The sequence below is a fragment of the Stenotrophomonas sp. STEN033 genome (assembly GCF_056856655.1).
The window spans coordinates 1-16,110 of the sequence record NZ_JBXFWM010000015.1; the positions used below are offsets into that span (position 1 = coordinate 1).

The following is a 16,110-nucleotide window of genomic DNA, read 5'->3' on the forward strand; positions in this document are numbered from 1 at the left end:
GCCTGGCAGATTGCAGCGTTGCTGGCTATCGCCTCTCCCGCAAGCGGGAGAGGATGCCCGGAGGGCAGGTGAGGGCGCTCTTCGCGGTGAAGCCGAAAAGCTCCCCTCATCCGGCACTGCGCGCCACCTTCGCCTGCAGGCGGGAGAAGGGCTTGCATCGCAGCTCGCGGTGAACTGTGCCTGGCCTGGCAGATTGCAGCGTTGCTGGCTATCGCCTCTCCCGCAAGCGGGAGAGGATGCCCGGAGGGCAGGTGAGGGCGCTCTTCGCGGTGAAGCCGAAAAGCTCCCCTCATCTGGCACTGCGCGCCACCTTCGCCCGCAGGCGGGAGACGGAATGGCAACACGGCTTTCGGCCAGCTCTGCATGCGCTTCAATCAGGCCTTGTCAGTCACATCAACACCCGGCAACTGCACACCCAAGCCAGCCGTCAACGCAGCAGCGCGCACCAATGCAGTCGCAGCAACCATGTCCGGGTGGAAGTAACGGTCGTCCACCAAGGTCGGTACCTGCGCGCGCAAGGTCGAACGCACCCGCTCCAACGCCGGACTCGAACGCAGCGGCGCATGGAAATCACAGCCCTGGCCTGCGGCAAGCAGTTCGATACCAATGACGTTGGCGGCGTTCTCGGCCATGGCGATCAAACGACGCGCACCATGCGCCGCCATCGATACATGATCTTCCTGGTTGGCCGAGGTCGGGATCGAGTCGACACTGGCCGGGTAGGCGCGCTGCTTGTTCTCCGAGACCAATGCTGCCGCGGTCACCTGCGGGATCATGAAGCCCGAGTTCAGGCCCGGCTTCGGGGTCAGGAAGGCCGGCAGGCCGGACAGTGCCGGGTCCACCAGCATGGCGGTGCGACGTTCGCTGATCGAGCCGATCTCGCAGATCGCCATCGCCAGCATGTCCGCTGCGAATGCCACTGGCTCGGCGTGGAAGTTGCCGCCGCTCAGTGCTTCACCGGTGTCGGTGAACACCAGCGGGTTGTCGGAGACACCATTGGCCTCGATTTCCAGGGTGGCTGCCGCCTGGCGCATCACGTCCAACGCCGCGCCCATTACCTGCGGCTGGCAGCGCAGGCAGTAAGGGTCCTGCACGCGCACGTCGTTGTCGCGATGCGATTCACGGATCGCCGAACCTTGCATCAACTCGCGCAAAACCGCGGCAGTGGCGATCTGGCCGCGCTGGCCACGGATGCTGTGGATGCGCGGGTCAAACGGGGTATCCGAGCCCTTGGCGGCTTCCACCGACAACGCACCGGTAACCAGCGCGGCCTGGAAAACCACTTCGATCTCGAACAGGCCGGCCAGTGCGTAAGCGGTCGAGTACTGGGTGCCATTGAGCAGCGCAAGACCTTCCTTCGCGCCAAGTACCAACGGCTGCAGACCGGCCTGCTTGAAGGCTGCCTCGGCTGACATGCGAGCACCGCCGACAAACGCTTCACCGACACCAATCATCACGCTGGCCAGATGCGACAACGGTGCCAGATCGCCAGAGGCGCCAACCGAACCCTGGCAAGGCACAACCGGCACCACGTCCTTCTGCAGCATTGCTTCCAGCAGCGCCAAGGTCTGCGGGCGGATACCCGAGGCGCCTTGCGCAAGACTGGTCAGCTTCAGCGCCATCATCAACCGCACGACATCGACCGGCATCGGCTCGCCTACACCGGCGGCGTGCGACAGCACGATATTGCGCTGCAGGGTTTCCAGGTCTTCGCGTTCGATGCGAACGCTGGCCAGCTTGCCGAAGCCGGTGTTGATGCCATACACCGGCTCGCCCTTGGCGACGATGGCGTCCACCACCTGCGCGCTGCGCAGCACTGCGGCCTGGGCGGATTCGTCCAGACGCACGTTGGCGCCGCGATAGATCTGCCGCCATTGCGCCAGCGGGACGTGGCCGGGGAGGAGGGTCAAGGTAGTGCTCATGCGTGCTCCAGCAGTGCGAGGTTCAAGGTGCGAGGTTCAGACGATCTGCCCGCGCCAGACGCGGGCATGCAAAGGATTGAAGCCGATCCGGTAAACCAGGTCGGCGGGTGCATCGATGTCCCAGATGGCGAGGTCGCAGTCCATGCCGGCGGCCAGCTTGCCGACGCGGTTGGCGCGGCCCAGTGCGCGTGCGGCTTCACGGGTGAAGCCGGCGATGCACTCGTCCACGGTCATGCGGAACAAGGTGGCGCCCATGTTCATCGTCAGCAGTGGACTGGTCAGTGGTGAGGTGCCGGGATTGCAGTCAGTTGCCAACGCCATCGGTACGCCGGCGTCACGCAGGCCCTGGATCGGCGGCAGCACCGTCTCGCGGGTGAAGTAATAGGCGCCAGGCAGCAGTACGGCAACGGTGCCTGCCGCGCGCATCGCGGCGATGCCGGCTTCGTCCAGGTGTTCGATATGGTCGGCGGACAATGCGCCGTTGTGCGCTGCCAGCTCTGCACCGTGTTGGTTGGACAGCTGCTCGGCGTGGATCTTGATTGCCAGACCGTGCTGCTTGGCCGCCTCGAACACCTGTTGTGCCTGCGCCGGCGAGAACGCGATGTTCTCGCAGAAGATATCGACCGCTTCGGCCAGACTTTCGGCGGCGATGGCCGGAATCATCACTGCGCAGACTTCGTTGATATAGGCCTGTGCCTCGTGGCCCGGCGGCACTGCATGCGCACCCAGGAAGGTCGGCACGATCTCCACCTTGCGCAGTGTTCCCAGTTCGCGCGCCACCCGCAGCTGCTTGCGTTCGTCGGCCAGGGTCAGGCCATAGCCGGATTTGATCTCGATGGTGGTGATGCCTTCGGCCAGCATTGCATCCAACCGGGGCAGGCTGGCGCTGATCAACGCCGCGTCATCTGCCTGGCGGGTGGCGCTGACCGTGGAAACGATGCCACCACCGGCCTTGGCGATCTGCGCATAGCTCACGCCCTGCAGGCGGTGCTCGAACTCACCGGCGCGGTTGCCGGCATAGACCAGGTGGGTATGGCAGTCGATCAGGCCGGGGCTGATCCAGCGGCCGTTGCAGTCGACGCGGTTATCGGCCTCAAATGCGGGTGCTTCCGCGGCAGGTCCGACATGCAGGATGCGACCATCGCGGGCGGCGACCACGCCGTCGCGGATGCTGCCCAGTCCGCCCGAGGCGTCGTCCAGGGTCATCAGGTTGGCGTTGTGCCAGAGCGTGTCGCAGCGCATTGTCCCTCTCCATGCCTATTTGTATATACAATAACGGCGACCATCGGAGAGTGTCCAGTGACAACGATCAAGCCGACCCCATCTGTCCGCTTCCATGCTGCCCAGGCCTTGTTGCCGCAGGGGTGGGCGCAGAATGTGCGCATCGACTGCAACGCTGGCCGCATCACCGCGGTGGCTGCGGGTGCGCCCTGGGATGGCCAGTCGCAACGGCTGGGCGTGGTGGTGCCGGGCCTGGGTAATCTGCACAGCCACGCGTTCCAGCGCGCGATGGCCGGGCTCACCGAGGTGGGCGGACGTTCGGGCGACAGTTTCTGGAGCTGGCGTGAGCTGATGTACCGGTTCCTGGATCGCCTGGATCCGGATACCTTCCAGGCCATCGCTGCGCAGGCCTATATGGAAATGCTGGAAAGCGGTTTCACCCGGGTCGGTGAGTTCCACTACTTGCATCACACCGAGACCGGCAGCCGCTACGCCGACCATGCCGAAATGTCGGTACGCGTTGCCGCAGCAGCCGACGACACCGGGCTGGGCCTGACCCTGCTGCCGGTGTTCTACGCACACAGCGATTTTGGCGGTGCCGCGCCGACCCCGGCACAGCGACGCTTTCTGCACGACATCGACGGCTTTGCGGACTTGCTGGATGGCTGCAAGCGGGCACTGGCAGACACGCCCGATGCGGTTCTGGGGCTGGCCCCGCACAGCCTGCGCGCCAGCACTCCGCAGCAACTGCAGGCGCTGGTTGCATTGGCGCCGGGTCCAATCCATATCCATATCGCCGAGCAGACCCGCGAGGTGGATGCCTGTCTGGCCTGGAGTGGGCAACGGCCGGTCGAATGGCTGTACGCCAACGCAGCGGTGGATGCGCGGTGGTGTCTGGTGCACGCGACCCACGTCAACAGCGATGAAGTGCGGTTGATGGCGGACAGCGGTGCGGTGGTTGGGCTGTGCCCGATCACCGAAGCCAACCTGGGCGATGGCCTGTTCCCGATGCGTGACTTCATACAGCTTGGCGGACGCTTCGGCGTTGGCTCCGACTCCAACGTGCTGATCGACGTGGCAGAAGAGCTGCGCCTGCTTGAATATGGCCAGCGCCTGCAGCTGCGCGGCCGCAACGTGCTCTCCCCCGGCGATCTGTCCAGTGGCCGCTGGCTGTACCAGCAGGCGGGCGAGGGCGGGGCGCAGGCCCTGGGCGTGCCGTTCGGACTGGAGGTGGGCGCCGCTGCCGATCTGCTGGAACTGGACGACGAGCACCCGGCCTTGCTGGGCCGCAAGGGCGACGCCTTGCTTGACAGTTGGCTGTTCGCCGCACGTAATGGCGCCCTTCGCAGCGTCTGGCGCAATGGTCGGGCCTTGGTCCGCGATGGCCGCCACGTGAACCGCGATGCGATCAGCGCGCGTTACCGTGCCGCGCTCGCACGGATACTGGGCTAAGGTCGGTTATCGGCCAGGCACCGCTTCTTTCAGGAAACCCGAGTGAAGGGCAAGAAAGCTCCCACCCTCAATCACCGCATCCGCAGTGACATCGAAGGCCGCATCCTCAGCGGCGAATGGGAGCCTGGCTTCCGTATCCCGTTCGAACACGAGCTGATGGAACAGTACGGCTGCTCGCGGATGACGGTGAACAAGGTGCTGACCGCGCTGGCCGAGAGCGGCATGATCGAACGCCGCCGACGCGCCGGCTCCTTCGTGGCGCGGCAGCCGCCCCATCTGGAACAGGTGGCGCTGGAGATCCCCGACATCGAGGTGGCGGTCACTGACCGCGGCCACGAATACGGCTTCCAGCTGCTTGAACGCGCGCACCGCAAGGCCAGGGAAAACTCGGCCGAAGAGCTGCAGCTGGTAGGTGACGGCAAGTTGCTGGCGATGCGCTGCCTGCACCTGGCCGACGGCAAGCCGCTGGCGTTGGAGCGCAGGTTGATCAATCCCGAAGCCGTGCCGGAAACCCTGAAGGTGGATTTCACCATCCACGCGCCGGGCAGCTGGCTGCTGCAGAACGTGTCATGGACACGCGGCCAGCACCGTATCAGCGCGGTGGCCGCGACCGCCGACGAAGCTGCATTGCTGAAAGTACCGGTGGGCACGGCCTGCCTGGTCATCGACCGCCAGACCTGGCGCGGCGAGCTGCCGATCACCTGGGTGCGGCAGATGTTCCTTGGCGATGCCTACGACCTGATTGCCCGCTTCGCGCCGGGCGCACGCTGATTCAATCCGTTCGATGCAATCTCCAGCCAGGTCGATGGCCTGGCTGGACGCTGCTGAACTCCAGATCTAGATGGTGCTGCACTGCCGCCAGCGTACCGGCTCGTCCACGCCTGGGCGCGGATTGAGCTGCACGCGGGTGGTGCGCAAGGCCGGGTAGCGCTGCAGCTGCTGGCAGATCAGGGGCCATACCTGGGCATCGTCGCCGCTGCGCTCAACCGACAGGGTGGAACGGGTCAGCCAGATGCCACTGACCACGCCCGCCGTACTGGCCAGGGCCTTGGACACGGATTGCTGATAACGCAGCAGCGTGGCGGCATCCGGGTCCTGCACGAGATCGCTGGGGTTGGAGGTGTTTGCCGGTGCCGGTGCTGCTGGCTTGCTGGCTTCGGCTTTTTCACTGGTGGCCGGGGTCACAGGCGCGCTGACGGGGTCGGGTGCGGTGTCGCGGGCAGCAGGGCGGGGAGCGACAGCGATGGATTCGGGCGCAGGGCTGTCGCCGCGCAGGGTCATATACCCCATGCCGACCAGCAGGCCCAGGGTGATCGCCGCCAGGCCCGCGATGCCGGTGTGGCGAACCGCTTCGCGTCGCGCGATGCCGGTCACGGTCTCGCGTGCCTCGGCCGGCATATAGGGCTTGAGCAGTGGCCACAACTGCCGCGCGTCGATGACCTCGATCGATTGCTTCTCCGCTTCGACCAGACCGTCGCGTTCAACATGGCCTTCGGTGATCAGCAGGCCACCCACGGCGCCGGTAAGGCTGATGGCCGACGCCAACTCATGGATCGCACTGGCATCGAAGCGGTAAGCGCGGCCATGCTTGCATGACACCAGCCAGCGCTGGCCGTCCCGTTGCAGCAGGAAGTCGCTGCTGGTGCCACGATCGTTCTCGTCGTCATCGGTCAGTGGATGCAGGTTGCGCTGTTCGGCCATGGCCTGGTGCACGATGCGCGAAAACTCACGCCAGCGCATGCCAGCCAGTGCGGCCAGGCCATGCTGGCGCTCGGTTTGACGGCGGGCGACCAACCACAGGTATGCCGACGCCAGGCCCCACAAGAGCAATGCAAGCAACAGGGCCAGAATCCACGAGAACATCGACATACCCGAAAGCCTAGAGAAGGGGCCCAGTCTATCTTCCCTGACGACCGTAAGAGCTGGCTGACTTCGCCTTTTTTGTACGCTGTTGCCGAATCAGTCCGTGGACCGAGGGGCCGGCCAATAATGGCTGTCGGGCACCGCGCGTGCGCCAAAGATGGCCTGGCCGACTCGAACCACGGTCGCGCCTTCCTCGATGGCGATCTCGAAGTCTCCTGACATGCCCATCGACAGCTCATCCAGGCCGATGCCGGCCGGGGCGTCCTGGCGCAGGCGTTCACGCAGTTCCCGCAGGCGGACGAAGCAGGCGCGCACCTGCTGCGGCTCGGCGGAGAACATGGCCAAGGTCATCAGGCCGCGCACGCGCAATGCGCCCGAGCGCGGCAGGGCCTGCAGGAACCCGGCAACCGCCTCGGGCAGCAATCCATACTTGCTGGCCTCATTGGACGTGTTTACCTGCACGAAGACGTCCAATGAACGGCCTTCTGCCTGCAGGCGGCGGTCCAGCGTTTCGGCCAGGCGCAGGCTGTCCAAGGCCTGGAATTCGTCGGCAAAACGGGCCACCAGTTTGGCCTTGTTGGTCTGCAGGTGGCCGATGACCGACCAGTGCAGATCGGTCAGGTCCTGCATCGCCTCCCATTTGTGATGGGCTTCCTGCACCTTGTTTTCGCCAAGCATGCGGCAGCCGGCCTGATAGGCCAGGCGGATATGGGCTTCGTCGATGGTTTTGCTGACCGGCAGCAGGCGTACGCTGTCCGCGGCCCGGCCCACGCGCTGGCAGGCCACGGCCATCCGCTCGCGGACCAAGGCAAGATTATGGCGGAAGTCATCCACGCTTTCGGCACGCGGGTAGCGGCCGTGCAGGGCGTGACGGGTCTGGGTGCCGACGGTGCTGCCGGGGGCCGTGTCGGGGCGCGGGGTTTGCATGCTTGACTCCAGCGATTGCGGCCACCGCCCGATGCTGCGCGGGCGGAGCGGTAAGCCACAGATTATCGCTTGCTGGCGGTGCCTGGCCCCGGAATCTGGCTGCCGTGACGAATCGCAGGCATGAAAAACCCGCCATCCGATGCCGTGAGGGGAGGGAGACTTACGGCGCGGTACTGCTGGCGGGTGAGTTGATTCTTGCGCAAGCAATGTTGCTTTGCAACATCACTGATCTTCAGCTTGCTGCCCGTCGTGTGCGGCGCGGCTCTCAGCCCGGGTAAGACGGCGGTTGAGGGCGTCCAGGCGGTCGTTCAGGGCCTCGATATCGGAACGCGAGGGGATGTCCATGCGTCGCAGCACGCTGTGTACGCGGTCTTCAAACGACTTTTCGACCTTGTCCCAGGTATCGGCGGCGCGCTCCCGGGCCTGCCCCAGGGTGTTCTCGACGGTGTCGCGCAGGCTTTCGCCGTTGCGCGACTGTTCGCGGGAACGGGCTTCGCTGTCCTGGCCTTCCTTGACCAGGGTGTCGAACAGTTTGCTGCCCTCGGCCTGCGCCCGCGACAGTGCGCCCAGGCCGGCCAGCCACACCTGCTGTGCCGATTCGGTCACCTTCCTGGTCAAACGCTCGGCCTGGCCTTGCGTGCCGGCGCTGTCGTCTTCGTCTTCCGGGCGTTGCTCGTAGGTGGTCATGACGATGCTCCTATGCGGGGTTGAAGAGTTCAGCCACACCGTAACGGCTTGGCGGCCTGAGTTGTGTGACGGCGCCGGCTCAGCCGAGCTTGTCAGTCAGCACGCGTTGAATTTCGGATTCCACCATGCCTTTCATTGCCGAGAGCAGGAAGCCCAGTTCGGCCTTGACCCGCACAGCACCCGGCAACAGCTCGATGGCACCGTCCACGCCGGAACGGTTGAAGTGCAGCACCGGGCCGTCCCAGCGGGTAACCACGTCGAAGCGTTCCTGCAGCTTTTCGGCGACTTCGGCAATGGCGGTGCGGGCCTTGTCGTCGGACAGGGAGTGGGCGTGCTGGATATCAATGGTGGACATGGCGTGCGGCCTGTACTGCTGTATGTGGGAAAGATGCGCCATTGTGCGGACCTGAGCGGCGTAGTCCAAGTCTCACGTACACCTTCTGCATGACCGGATGACCTGCTAGTCTGCTGCCGGTGCGCACTCTGCAAGTCCATTTCAGCAATCGTCAGCAGCCGGATCAGTCATTGATGCCGGGGGTCCAGCGCATCGTGCGCCACGCGTCGGGTCAAATCCGGCTCGGTGATGGCAGCGTCGGCCCCTTGCTGTTGGCGCAGTTCTGCACCGATCAGCGCGGCGTCTGGCTCCAGGTTGCCAGCGGTGGCCGCGGCATTCACGTCAATGGCCGGCCGGTGCGGCGGATGGCATTGCTGCGCGCCGGTGATTCGGTCTACGCCGACGGTACGGAGATGCTGCTGCGCGGGGAATGCGAGCAGGTCCCGCATCCGCCCGAGGCGCCCGGCGATGGCGGCGAAGATCTGCGGGCGCTGCTGCGCGGGGTGGGGGGGCGCCACCACGGGCGCAGCTTCACCCTGGACAAGCCGCGCCTGGTTGGTAGCGATCCGGCGAGTGACATCCTGATCGACGAGCCGGCCTTCGCCGAACGGCATGCCCGTTTCGAGCGGCATGGCGACAAGGTCCTGCTGCGCGACCTGGGGTCGGCCGAAGGTAGCCTGGTCAATGGCGTAAATGCCCGGCATTGCTGGTTGCAGGCGGGTGACCAGGTGGTTTTCGAAGGCAACCATCGCTTTGTGCTGGAAATTCCGCTGGGCCCGGTTGCCGCCAATGCGGCCATCGCAGTCGAAGATGATGAAGAGCCGGTGGCGGTCAAACCCTCCACGTTGGCGCCGGCAAAACCCCGTCTGCCCCGGCGTTGGCCCTGGCTGTTGCTCAGCGCCTTGTTGCTGGGGGCGGCGATAAGCGCGTTGTTGCTGTTCGGCGCCCGCTGACTAGCGGCACCTGTCGTACTGAAATCTCACGCATGGGCCGGGGAAGCTGCACGCGCAGAATGGGTGCAGATGCAACTTTTCCCAACTGGCCCAAGGCTGTTGCGCTGCGGCATACTAGGGATTCTGCTCAACAGGTGTGACATGACGCGCGCATTCAATTTCAGTGCCGGCCCTGCGACATTGCCGGAATCGGTCCTGCGCCAGGCGCAGGCGGAGATGTTGGAATGGAATGGCGTAGGCGCGTCCATTGTCGAGATAAGCCACCGCAGCGCCGACTTCATGGCCGTGGCCGCCGAGGCCGAAGCCGACCTGCGGCGCCTGATCGGCATTCCTGACGATTACGCGGTGCTGTTCCTGGGGGGCGGTGCCACCACCCAGCAGGCGCTGCTGCCGCTGAACTTCGCCAGCCCGGGCCAACGCGTGGACTACGTGGTCAGTGGCCACTGGGGCAAGACCGCGGTCAAGCAGGCCCAGCCCTATGTCGACGTCAACATCGCCGCCAGCGGTGAGGCCAGTGGTTATCGGGATATCCCGGCGCGTTCGCAGTGGCAGCTATCTGACGATGCGGCCTATGTGCATATCACCGCCAACGAAACCATCCACGGCATCGAGTTCCGTGATGTGCCGGATGTGGGCGAGGTGCCGCTGATCGCCGATTTCAGCTCGTCCATTGCCTCCGAGCCGATTGACGTGTCGCGCTATGGCGTGATCTACGCAGGTGCGCAGAAGAACCTTGGCCCGGTGGGCATCGCCGTTGTCATCATCCGCCGCGACCTGCTGGAACGCGCCGGCCAGCCGCGCGCGGATATCTTCGATTACCGTTCGCATGTCGCGCGCGACTCGATGTTGAACACACCGCCGACCTGGAACTGGTACCTGGCCGGGCTGATGTTCAAGTGGATGCTGGCCCAGGGCGGTGTCGAAGCCTTCGCCAGGCTCAGCGTTGCCAAGTCGTCGGCGGTCTATGAGGCCATTGACGGTTCCGGCGGCTTTTACCGCAACGAAGTAGCCGCGGCCGTACGTTCGCGGATGAACATCCCGTTCTTCCTGCCCAGCGAAGAACTCAATGCGCGTTTTGTCAGCGAGTCCAAGGCAGCCGGCTTGCTGGCGCTGAAGGGCCACAAGGCAGTCGGCGGCATCCGCGCCTCGCTGTACAACGCCATGCCGCTGGAAGGCGCACAGTCGCTGGCAGCATTCATGCGTGATTTCCAGCAGCGTAACGGTTGAACCAATCCCGCCGTGCGCGCCGCGCCGGCCAGTAACAGGTAGACGATTCCATGGCGACCAAGCCAAGCAAGACCGCCAGTAAAGCCCAACCTGCCGCCAAGAAAGCACCGACCAGGCAGGCTGCGGTGAAGAAGACTGTCGCCAGCAAGAAAGCCGCCACCGACACCCTCACCGTCGCCAAGCCGGTACTGTCGGATGTGCGCGCCAAGATCGACCAGATCGACCGCAGCATCCAGGCCTTGATTGCCGAGCGGGCCAACTTCGCCCATCAGGTCGGCAAGGCCAAGGGCAAGCTGGCGGCAGCCGTTGACTACTACCGCCCGGAGCGCGAAGCACAGGTGCTGCGCATGGTGGTGGACCGCAACGAAGGCCCGCTCAGTGACGAAGTGCTGGTGCATGTCTACCGCGAGATCATGTCGGCCTGTCTGGCCCAGCAGGAGCCGCTGAAGATCGGCTACCTCGGCCCGGAAGGCTCGTTCACCCAGCAGGCCGCACACAAGCACTTTGGTCGTTCGGCGCTGGGCTTGCCTTTGGCCAATATCGAAGAGATCTTCCAGGAAGTGGAAAACGGCAACGCCGATTTCGGCGTCGTGCCGGTGGAGAACTCCGGGCAGGGCACGATCCAGATCACCCTGGACATGTTCCTGACCTCCAACCTCAAGATCTGCGGCGAAGTCGAGCTGCGCGTGCAGCAGTACCTGCTGTCACGCACCGGCCGCATTGAAGACATCGAGCGAATCTACGCGCATCCGCAGGCCTTCATGCAGACCTCGGCATGGTTGCGCGCCAATCTGCCCAAGACCGAGAAGGTGCCGGTGTCCAGCAACTCCGAAGGCGCGCGCCGTGCTCGCAATGCGGAAGACGCGGCGGCCATCGGCGGCGAGAGTGCAGGGCACGTCTATGGCCTGAAGAAGGTGGTCACCAAGCCGATCCAGAACGACGCGGACAACACCACACGCTTCCTGGTGATCGGTCGCCAGCTGTTCCCGTCGTCGGGCCACGACCGTACCTCGGTACTGGTCTTCATCCACGACAAGCCCGGCGCGCTGTTCGACGTGCTCAGCCCGTTCGCACGCCATGGCATCAGCATGAACCGCATCGAGTCGCGACCCTCGCACCAGGCCAAGTGGGAATACGGTTTCTTCATCGATCTGGCAGGTCATATCGAAGACGAATCGATGCAGGCCGCATTGGCCGAGCTGAAGTCGCACTCGGCGCAGATCAAGGTGCTCGGTTCCTACCCGGTCGCCGTGCCGTGAGTGACAAGGCCCCTCTCCCTGCGGGAGAGGGGTTGGGGTGAGGGCAGGGCAGCCATGTGCTCCCGCACCCTCATCCGCCCTTCGGGCACCTTCTCCCGGAGGGAGAAGGGTTTGCTGACGCGCCCCTGGCGCACTGAATACTAGAGAGACCGCATGAGTTCCCAGCCCTACTGGATTGCACGCAAAGGTTCCGCCCTGCAGGGCACGCTCGCCATTCCCGGCGACAAGTCGGTATCGCACCGCTCGGTGATGTTCGCCGCGCTGGCCGATGGCGTTTCGCATATCGATGGTTTTCTGGAAGGCGAGGACACCCGCGCCACCGCCCACATTTTCGAACAGATGGGCGTGCGATTCGAAACGCCGTCAGCCTCGCAACGGATCGTCCATGGCGTGGGCGTGGATGGCCTGAAGGCACCAACCGGCGAGCTGGATTGCGGTAACGCCGGCACCGGCATGCGGCTGCTGGCCGGCCTGCTGGCCGCGCAGCCCTTCGACACTACGCTGGTTGGTGATGCGTCCTTGTCCAAGCGGCCGATGCGTCGGGTGACCGGGCCCTTGGCACAGATGGGTGCGCGCATCGATACCCAGGACGATGGCACGCCGCCGCTGCACATCCACGGCGGGCAGACACTGCACGGCATCGATTACGAATTGCCAGTGGCCAGTGCGCAGGTCAAGTCGGCGGTGCTGCTGGCTGGCCTGTATGCGCAAGGCGAGACATCAGTGGTCGAGCCGCATCCAACCCGCGATTACACCGAGCGCATGCTGCGCGCATTCGGCGTGGAGATCGAGTTCGAACCGGGCAAGGCACGCCTGCGCGGCGGCCAGCGCCTGCGTGCGACCGATATTTCGGTACCGGCGGACTTCTCGTCCTCGGCGTTCTTCATCGTTGCCGCCAGCATCATTCCCGGCTCGGAAGTGCGTTTGCGTTCGGTCGGCCTGAATCCGCGCCGCACCGGCCTGCTGGCTGCACTGCGCCTGATGGGCGCGGACATCACCGAGGAGAACCATGCCGAGCACGGTGGCGAGCAGGTCGCAGATCTGGTCGTGCGCTATGCCCAGCTCAAGGGCGCGGAGATTCCGGAAGGGCTGGTGCCTGACATGATCGACGAGTTTCCGGCGCTGTTCGTCGCCGCCGCCGCCGCCGAAGGCCAGACTGTGGTGCGCGGCGCAGCCGAGCTGAGGGTGAAGGAGTCAGACCGTCTCGCGGCGATGGCCACGGGCCTGCGTGACCTGGGCCTGCGCGTGGACGAGACCGATGATGGTGCGACCATCTTCGGTGGTCCGCTGGGCAGCGGCACCATCGAGAGCCACGGCGATCACCGTATCTCGATGGCTTTTGCCATTGCCGGCCAGCTCAGCACCGGTGAAGTACGCATCAATGATGTCGCCAACGTGGCGACATCGTTCCCGGGCTTTGACAGCCTGGCCAGTGGCGCCGGCTTCGGGCTCAGCGTCCGGTCCTGAACTCCACAGGGACCTGCACGACGCTGTTGATGGCGCGGCCATCCCGCATCGCGGGCTGGAAGCGCCATTGCTGTAGCGCGGCAATGGCGGCCTGATCCAGGGCGGGGTCAATGCCGCCTTCATGTCCGATCACGGTGGCTTGGCTGACCCGGCCGTCGGCATCCACCTGCAGACGTACGATCACATCGCCTTCGATGTCGGCACTGAGCGCGGCGGCCGGATAATCCGGGGTCGGATTGTTGGCCAGCGGTTCGGCATCACGATTGCCCGCGATGCTGACCACCGAAGTGGTATCGGCAGTGGTGATGGAAACCGGGCTGGCAGCCACTGGAGTCTGCAGGTGGCGGTACCCGAGCACGGCAAAGACAGTCACCACCAGCAGCGCCAGCAGGCCCCACAGCCATGCCACAGCAATGCCGTGCGGGCGTGCCGGTGTATGAGGGTGGCTCGTGCTGTGTTGATGGGGGATGCTGGACATCGACATGTGGGCTCTGCGTAGCGACTACGCAACAAGTCTGGTCCCGCACTCCCAAACGGCGAATGACTTTGGGCGGAAACCGGCCCCCTTGGGGAGCCGGGGTTCAGCTTACGGCGCCGGTTTGAAATCGAAGGGGATTTCCAGGCTGCCCTGCATTGGCTGGCCATTGCTCTGTGCCGGCTGGAAACGCCAGTTGCGCACGGCTTCCTGGGCAGCCCGGTCAAGGTCGCGAGAGCCACTGCGCTGGATCACGCGGACATCCAGGGGCACGCCATTGGCGTCCACGTCCACGTGAACAATTACCGTACCGCTTTCGCCGCGGCGCAGGGCTGCCGGCGGATAGTCCGGCGCCGGGCTTTGGCCAGGCAGTGGCACTGGCTGGTCACTGGGTGCGGGCGCGACCGGCGCGGCGGGTGCCGGATCGACCGGCGCAGTCTCAGCGATGGGCTGCGGTGGTGGGGCGGGCGCGGCCTCGACCAGCTCCGGGGTTTCCTCCACCGTTTCCGGGCGCGCATCGGGCATGTCGCTGGCGCCGGCACCTGCGGGCAAGGGTGCCGGCAAGGGCGCCAACACGGCGTTGCTGGCCTGTGGCTGGGCCGGATCGGCGCGATAGAACTCGTTGTGGCGACGGGCATTGAGCCAGACCACCAGGAACAGCAGAACACCGACGCCAAAGGCGATGCCAGCGATCTTCAGGCTGCTGCGGGGCAGGTGAAACGTGAAGTTCTGGTCGGAGCGGGAGCTTGGAGCGGACATGGCCTTGACCGTATGGAACCCGCCGATTCTTGCACAGGAAAGGTGAATCGCGCGGCAGAAAGCTGCAGTTCGCGCGATAATCCAATATCCACACCCGTACACAGTGCCCAGCCATGCTTGATCCAGCCCTTCTTCGCCAGCAGCCCGCCGAACTTGCCGAACGCCTGCGCAGTACGCGCGGTTACGTTCTGGATGTGGCCGCCTTCGAGTCGCTGGAGGCTGACCGCAAGCGCATCCAGGTGCGCACCCAGGAACTGCAGAGCCTGCGCAACAGCCGTTCCAAGTCGATTGGCCATGCCAAGGCCAAGGGCGAGGACGTGTCGGCGATCATGGCCGAAGTGGCTGCCTTCGCCGATGAGCTGAAGAGCTCCGAGGCCCAGCTCGATGTACTGCGCGAGCAGATCGAAACCCTGTCGATGGGCATCCCGAACCTGCCTGCCGCCGATGTTCCGGCCGGCAAGGACGAGAATGACAATGTCGAGCAACTGCGCTGGGGTACCCCGCGCGAATTCGACTTCCCGGTGCTCGACCACGTGGAGCTGGGGGCCCGCAACAATGGCCTGGACGCGGAAACCGCCGCCAAGCTGTCCGGCGCACGTTTCACCGTGTTGCGCGGCTCGATCGCGCGTCTGCACCGTGCCCTGGGCCAGTTCATGCTCAATCTGCACAGCAACGAGCACGGTTACGAGGAAACCAATGTGCCGGTGCTGGTCAACGCCGACTCGCTGCGCGGCACCGGTCAGTTGCCCAAGTTCGAGGAAGACCTGTTCAAGACCGCGTTGGGCGAATCCACCCGCTATCTGATCCCGACTTCGGAAGTGCCGCTGACCAATATCGTCCGCGACGAGATCATCGACGCCGAGCGTCTGCCGCTGCGCATGACCGCGCATTCGATGTGCTTCCGCTCCGAGGCCGGCAGCGGTGGCCGCGACGTGCGCGGCATGATTCGCCAGCATCAGTTCGAGAAGGTTGAGCTGGTCAGCGTGTGTGCTGCCGAGGACAGCGCTGCCGAGCATGAGCGCATGACCGCGTGCGCCGAAGCCGTGCTGCAGAAGCTGGGCCTGCCTTACCGCAAGGTGCTGCTGTGCACCGGCGACATGGGCTTTTCGGCGATCAAGACCTATGACCTGGAGGTATGGCTGCCGTCGCAGCAGACCTACCGCGAGATCTCGTCCTGCTCGAATTGCGGTGATTTCCAGGCGCGTCGGATGCAGGCGCGCTGGCGCAATCCCGCCGGCAAGCCGGAGCTGGTGCACACCCTCAATGGTTCGGGCGTGGCGGTAGGCCGGGCGATGATCGCGGTGATGGAGAACTACCAGAACGCCGATGGCTCGATCACGATCCCGGAAGTACTGCGCCCCTACATGGGCGGTGCCGAAACCATTGCCTGACCCCAGACGGTAGTGCCGAGCCATGCTCGGCAGCGGCCTGCCCGATAACGCTTCGGCGCCCGTGCCCGCACGGTCTTTGATCGGTGTGGGAGCGGTGTAAACCGCGAAGCCGGGTTCGTTGAATTTGCAAAACGGTCGGCAATCGCAACGATTGTGAGCTTCGCGGCGGACGC

At 65.0% G+C, this 16,110-nt stretch carries 15 protein-coding genes; 7 read left to right on the forward strand and 8 right to left on the reverse strand.

The features are described from left to right. Positions 1–374 precede the first annotated feature (374 nt). Entirely contained in the window at positions 375–1,922 is a 1,548-nt protein-coding gene (gene hutH / locus AC1VXC_RS07235) for a histidine ammonia-lyase (RefSeq protein WP_313172214.1), read from the reverse strand. 36 nt (positions 1,923–1,958) lie between these two features. Continuing rightward, positions 1,959–3,164 carry an imidazolonepropionase gene (hutI, locus tag AC1VXC_RS07240; protein ID WP_481538555.1) on the reverse strand — a complete coding sequence of 402 codons (1,206 nt, stop codon included), beginning with the start codon at positions 3,162–3,164 and terminating at the stop codon, positions 1,959–1,961. Positions 3,165–3,230: 66 nt separating this feature from the next. On the opposite strand from hutI, the gene AC1VXC_RS07245 reads away from it, so the two are divergent. Together AC1VXC_RS07245 and hutC are read left to right on the forward strand one after the other, a co-directional pair. Next, a complete protein-coding gene (locus tag AC1VXC_RS07245; protein ID WP_481538567.1) occupies positions 3,231–4,595 on the forward strand; it encodes a formimidoylglutamate deiminase in 1,365 nt (454 codons plus the stop codon). A 42-nt stretch (positions 4,596–4,637) separates the two neighbouring features. Beyond that, the gene (gene hutC / locus AC1VXC_RS07250) at positions 4,638–5,366 is read left to right on the forward strand and encodes a histidine utilization repressor (protein WP_481538556.1); all 729 of its coding nucleotides are present in this window, start codon (positions 4,638–4,640) and stop codon (positions 5,364–5,366) included. Positions 5,367–5,432: 66 nt separating this feature from the next. On the opposite strand, the gene AC1VXC_RS07255 is transcribed toward hutC, so the two are convergent. From AC1VXC_RS07255 to AC1VXC_RS07270, 4 genes are all read right to left on the reverse strand, one after another. Continuing rightward, entirely contained in the window at positions 5,433–6,458 is a 1,026-nt protein-coding gene (locus AC1VXC_RS07255) for a restriction endonuclease (RefSeq protein WP_481538568.1), read from the reverse strand. 96 nt (positions 6,459–6,554) lie between these two features. Then, positions 6,555–7,385, reverse strand: coding sequence for a YggS family pyridoxal phosphate-dependent enzyme (locus AC1VXC_RS07260; RefSeq protein ID WP_313172205.1), 831 nt, complete (start codon positions 7,383–7,385; stop codon positions 6,555–6,557). Between the two features lie 222 nt (positions 7,386–7,607). Beyond that, positions 7,608–8,072, reverse strand: coding sequence for a phasin family protein (locus tag AC1VXC_RS07265; RefSeq protein ID WP_313172203.1), 465 nt, complete (start codon positions 8,070–8,072; stop codon positions 7,608–7,610). A gap of 79 nt (positions 8,073–8,151) precedes the next feature. Further along, complete coding sequence (locus tag AC1VXC_RS07270; RefSeq protein WP_303749885.1) at positions 8,152–8,427, reverse strand: polyhydroxyalkanoic acid system family protein; 276 nt, start codon at positions 8,425–8,427, stop codon at positions 8,152–8,154. Positions 8,428–8,546: 119 nt separating this feature from the next. Between AC1VXC_RS07270 and AC1VXC_RS07275 the strand changes: the two genes are divergently transcribed. The 4 genes from AC1VXC_RS07275 to aroA all read left to right on the forward strand — a co-directional run bounded on the left by AC1VXC_RS07275 (position 8,547) and on the right by aroA (position 13,312). Next, complete coding sequence (locus AC1VXC_RS07275) at positions 8,547–9,359, forward strand: FHA domain-containing protein (protein WP_313172200.1); 813 nt, start codon at positions 8,547–8,549, stop codon at positions 9,357–9,359. A 141-nt stretch (positions 9,360–9,500) separates the two neighbouring features. Further along, positions 9,501–10,586 carry a 3-phosphoserine/phosphohydroxythreonine transaminase gene (serC, locus tag AC1VXC_RS07280; protein ID WP_481538557.1) on the forward strand — a complete coding sequence of 362 codons (1,086 nt, stop codon included), beginning with the start codon at positions 9,501–9,503 and terminating at the stop codon, positions 10,584–10,586. A 50-nt stretch (positions 10,587–10,636) separates the two neighbouring features. Next, positions 10,637–11,845, forward strand: a complete 1,209-nt coding sequence (pheA, locus tag AC1VXC_RS07285; RefSeq protein ID WP_313492791.1) for a prephenate dehydratase — start codon at positions 10,637–10,639, stop codon at positions 11,843–11,845. Between the two features lie 153 nt (positions 11,846–11,998). Continuing rightward, positions 11,999–13,312, forward strand: a complete 1,314-nt coding sequence (aroA, locus tag AC1VXC_RS07290; protein WP_481538558.1) for a 3-phosphoshikimate 1-carboxyvinyltransferase — start codon at positions 11,999–12,001, stop codon at positions 13,310–13,312. Here aroA and AC1VXC_RS07295 read toward each other — a convergent pair. Continuing rightward, positions 13,296–13,796, reverse strand: coding sequence for an energy transducer TonB (locus AC1VXC_RS07295; protein WP_481538559.1), 501 nt, complete (start codon positions 13,794–13,796; stop codon positions 13,296–13,298). The genes aroA and AC1VXC_RS07295 overlap by 17 nt on opposite strands. A 102-nt stretch (positions 13,797–13,898) precedes the next feature. Then, positions 13,899–14,546 (reverse strand): energy transducer TonB, encoded by a 648-nt coding sequence (locus tag AC1VXC_RS07300; RefSeq protein ID WP_313172188.1) that lies wholly within the window; start codon positions 14,544–14,546, stop codon positions 13,899–13,901. Between the two features lie 113 nt (positions 14,547–14,659). Here AC1VXC_RS07300 and serS point away from each other — a divergent pair, with 113 nt between their 5' ends. Then, entirely contained in the window at positions 14,660–15,937 is a 1,278-nt protein-coding gene (gene serS, locus AC1VXC_RS07305; RefSeq protein WP_313172186.1) for a serine--tRNA ligase, read from the forward strand. The last annotated feature ends 173 nt before the right edge of the window (positions 15,938–16,110 follow it).

Coding starts and splice junctions, on each gene's coding strand:
- hutI (WP_481538555.1), bottom strand. CDS start 3,164: ATGCGCTGCGACACGCTCTGGCACAACGCCAACCTGATGACCCTGGAC.
- AC1VXC_RS07295 (WP_481538559.1), bottom strand. CDS start 13,796: ATGTCGATGTCCAGCATCCCCCATCAACACAGCACGAGCCACCCTCAT.
- AC1VXC_RS07255 (WP_481538568.1), bottom strand. CDS start 6,458: ATGTTCTCGTGGATTCTGGCCCTGTTGCTTGCATTGCTCTTGTGGGGC.
- serC (WP_481538557.1), top strand. CDS start 9,501: ATGACGCGCGCATTCAATTTCAGTGCCGGCCCTGCGACATTGCCGGAA.
- AC1VXC_RS07270 (WP_303749885.1), bottom strand. CDS start 8,427: ATGTCCACCATTGATATCCAGCACGCCCACTCCCTGTCCGACGACAAG.
- aroA (WP_481538558.1), top strand. CDS start 11,999: ATGAGTTCCCAGCCCTACTGGATTGCACGCAAAGGTTCCGCCCTGCAG.
- pheA (WP_313492791.1), top strand. CDS start 10,637: ATGGCGACCAAGCCAAGCAAGACCGCCAGTAAAGCCCAACCTGCCGCC.
- AC1VXC_RS07265 (WP_313172203.1), bottom strand. CDS start 8,072: ATGACCACCTACGAGCAACGCCCGGAAGACGAAGACGACAGCGCCGGC.
- hutH (WP_313172214.1), bottom strand. CDS start 1,922: ATGAGCACTACCTTGACCCTCCTCCCCGGCCACGTCCCGCTGGCGCAA.
- AC1VXC_RS07260 (WP_313172205.1), bottom strand. CDS start 7,385: ATGCAAACCCCGCGCCCCGACACGGCCCCCGGCAGCACCGTCGGCACC.
- serS (WP_313172186.1), top strand. CDS start 14,660: ATGCTTGATCCAGCCCTTCTTCGCCAGCAGCCCGCCGAACTTGCCGAA.
- AC1VXC_RS07300 (WP_313172188.1), bottom strand. CDS start 14,546: ATGTCCGCTCCAAGCTCCCGCTCCGACCAGAACTTCACGTTTCACCTG.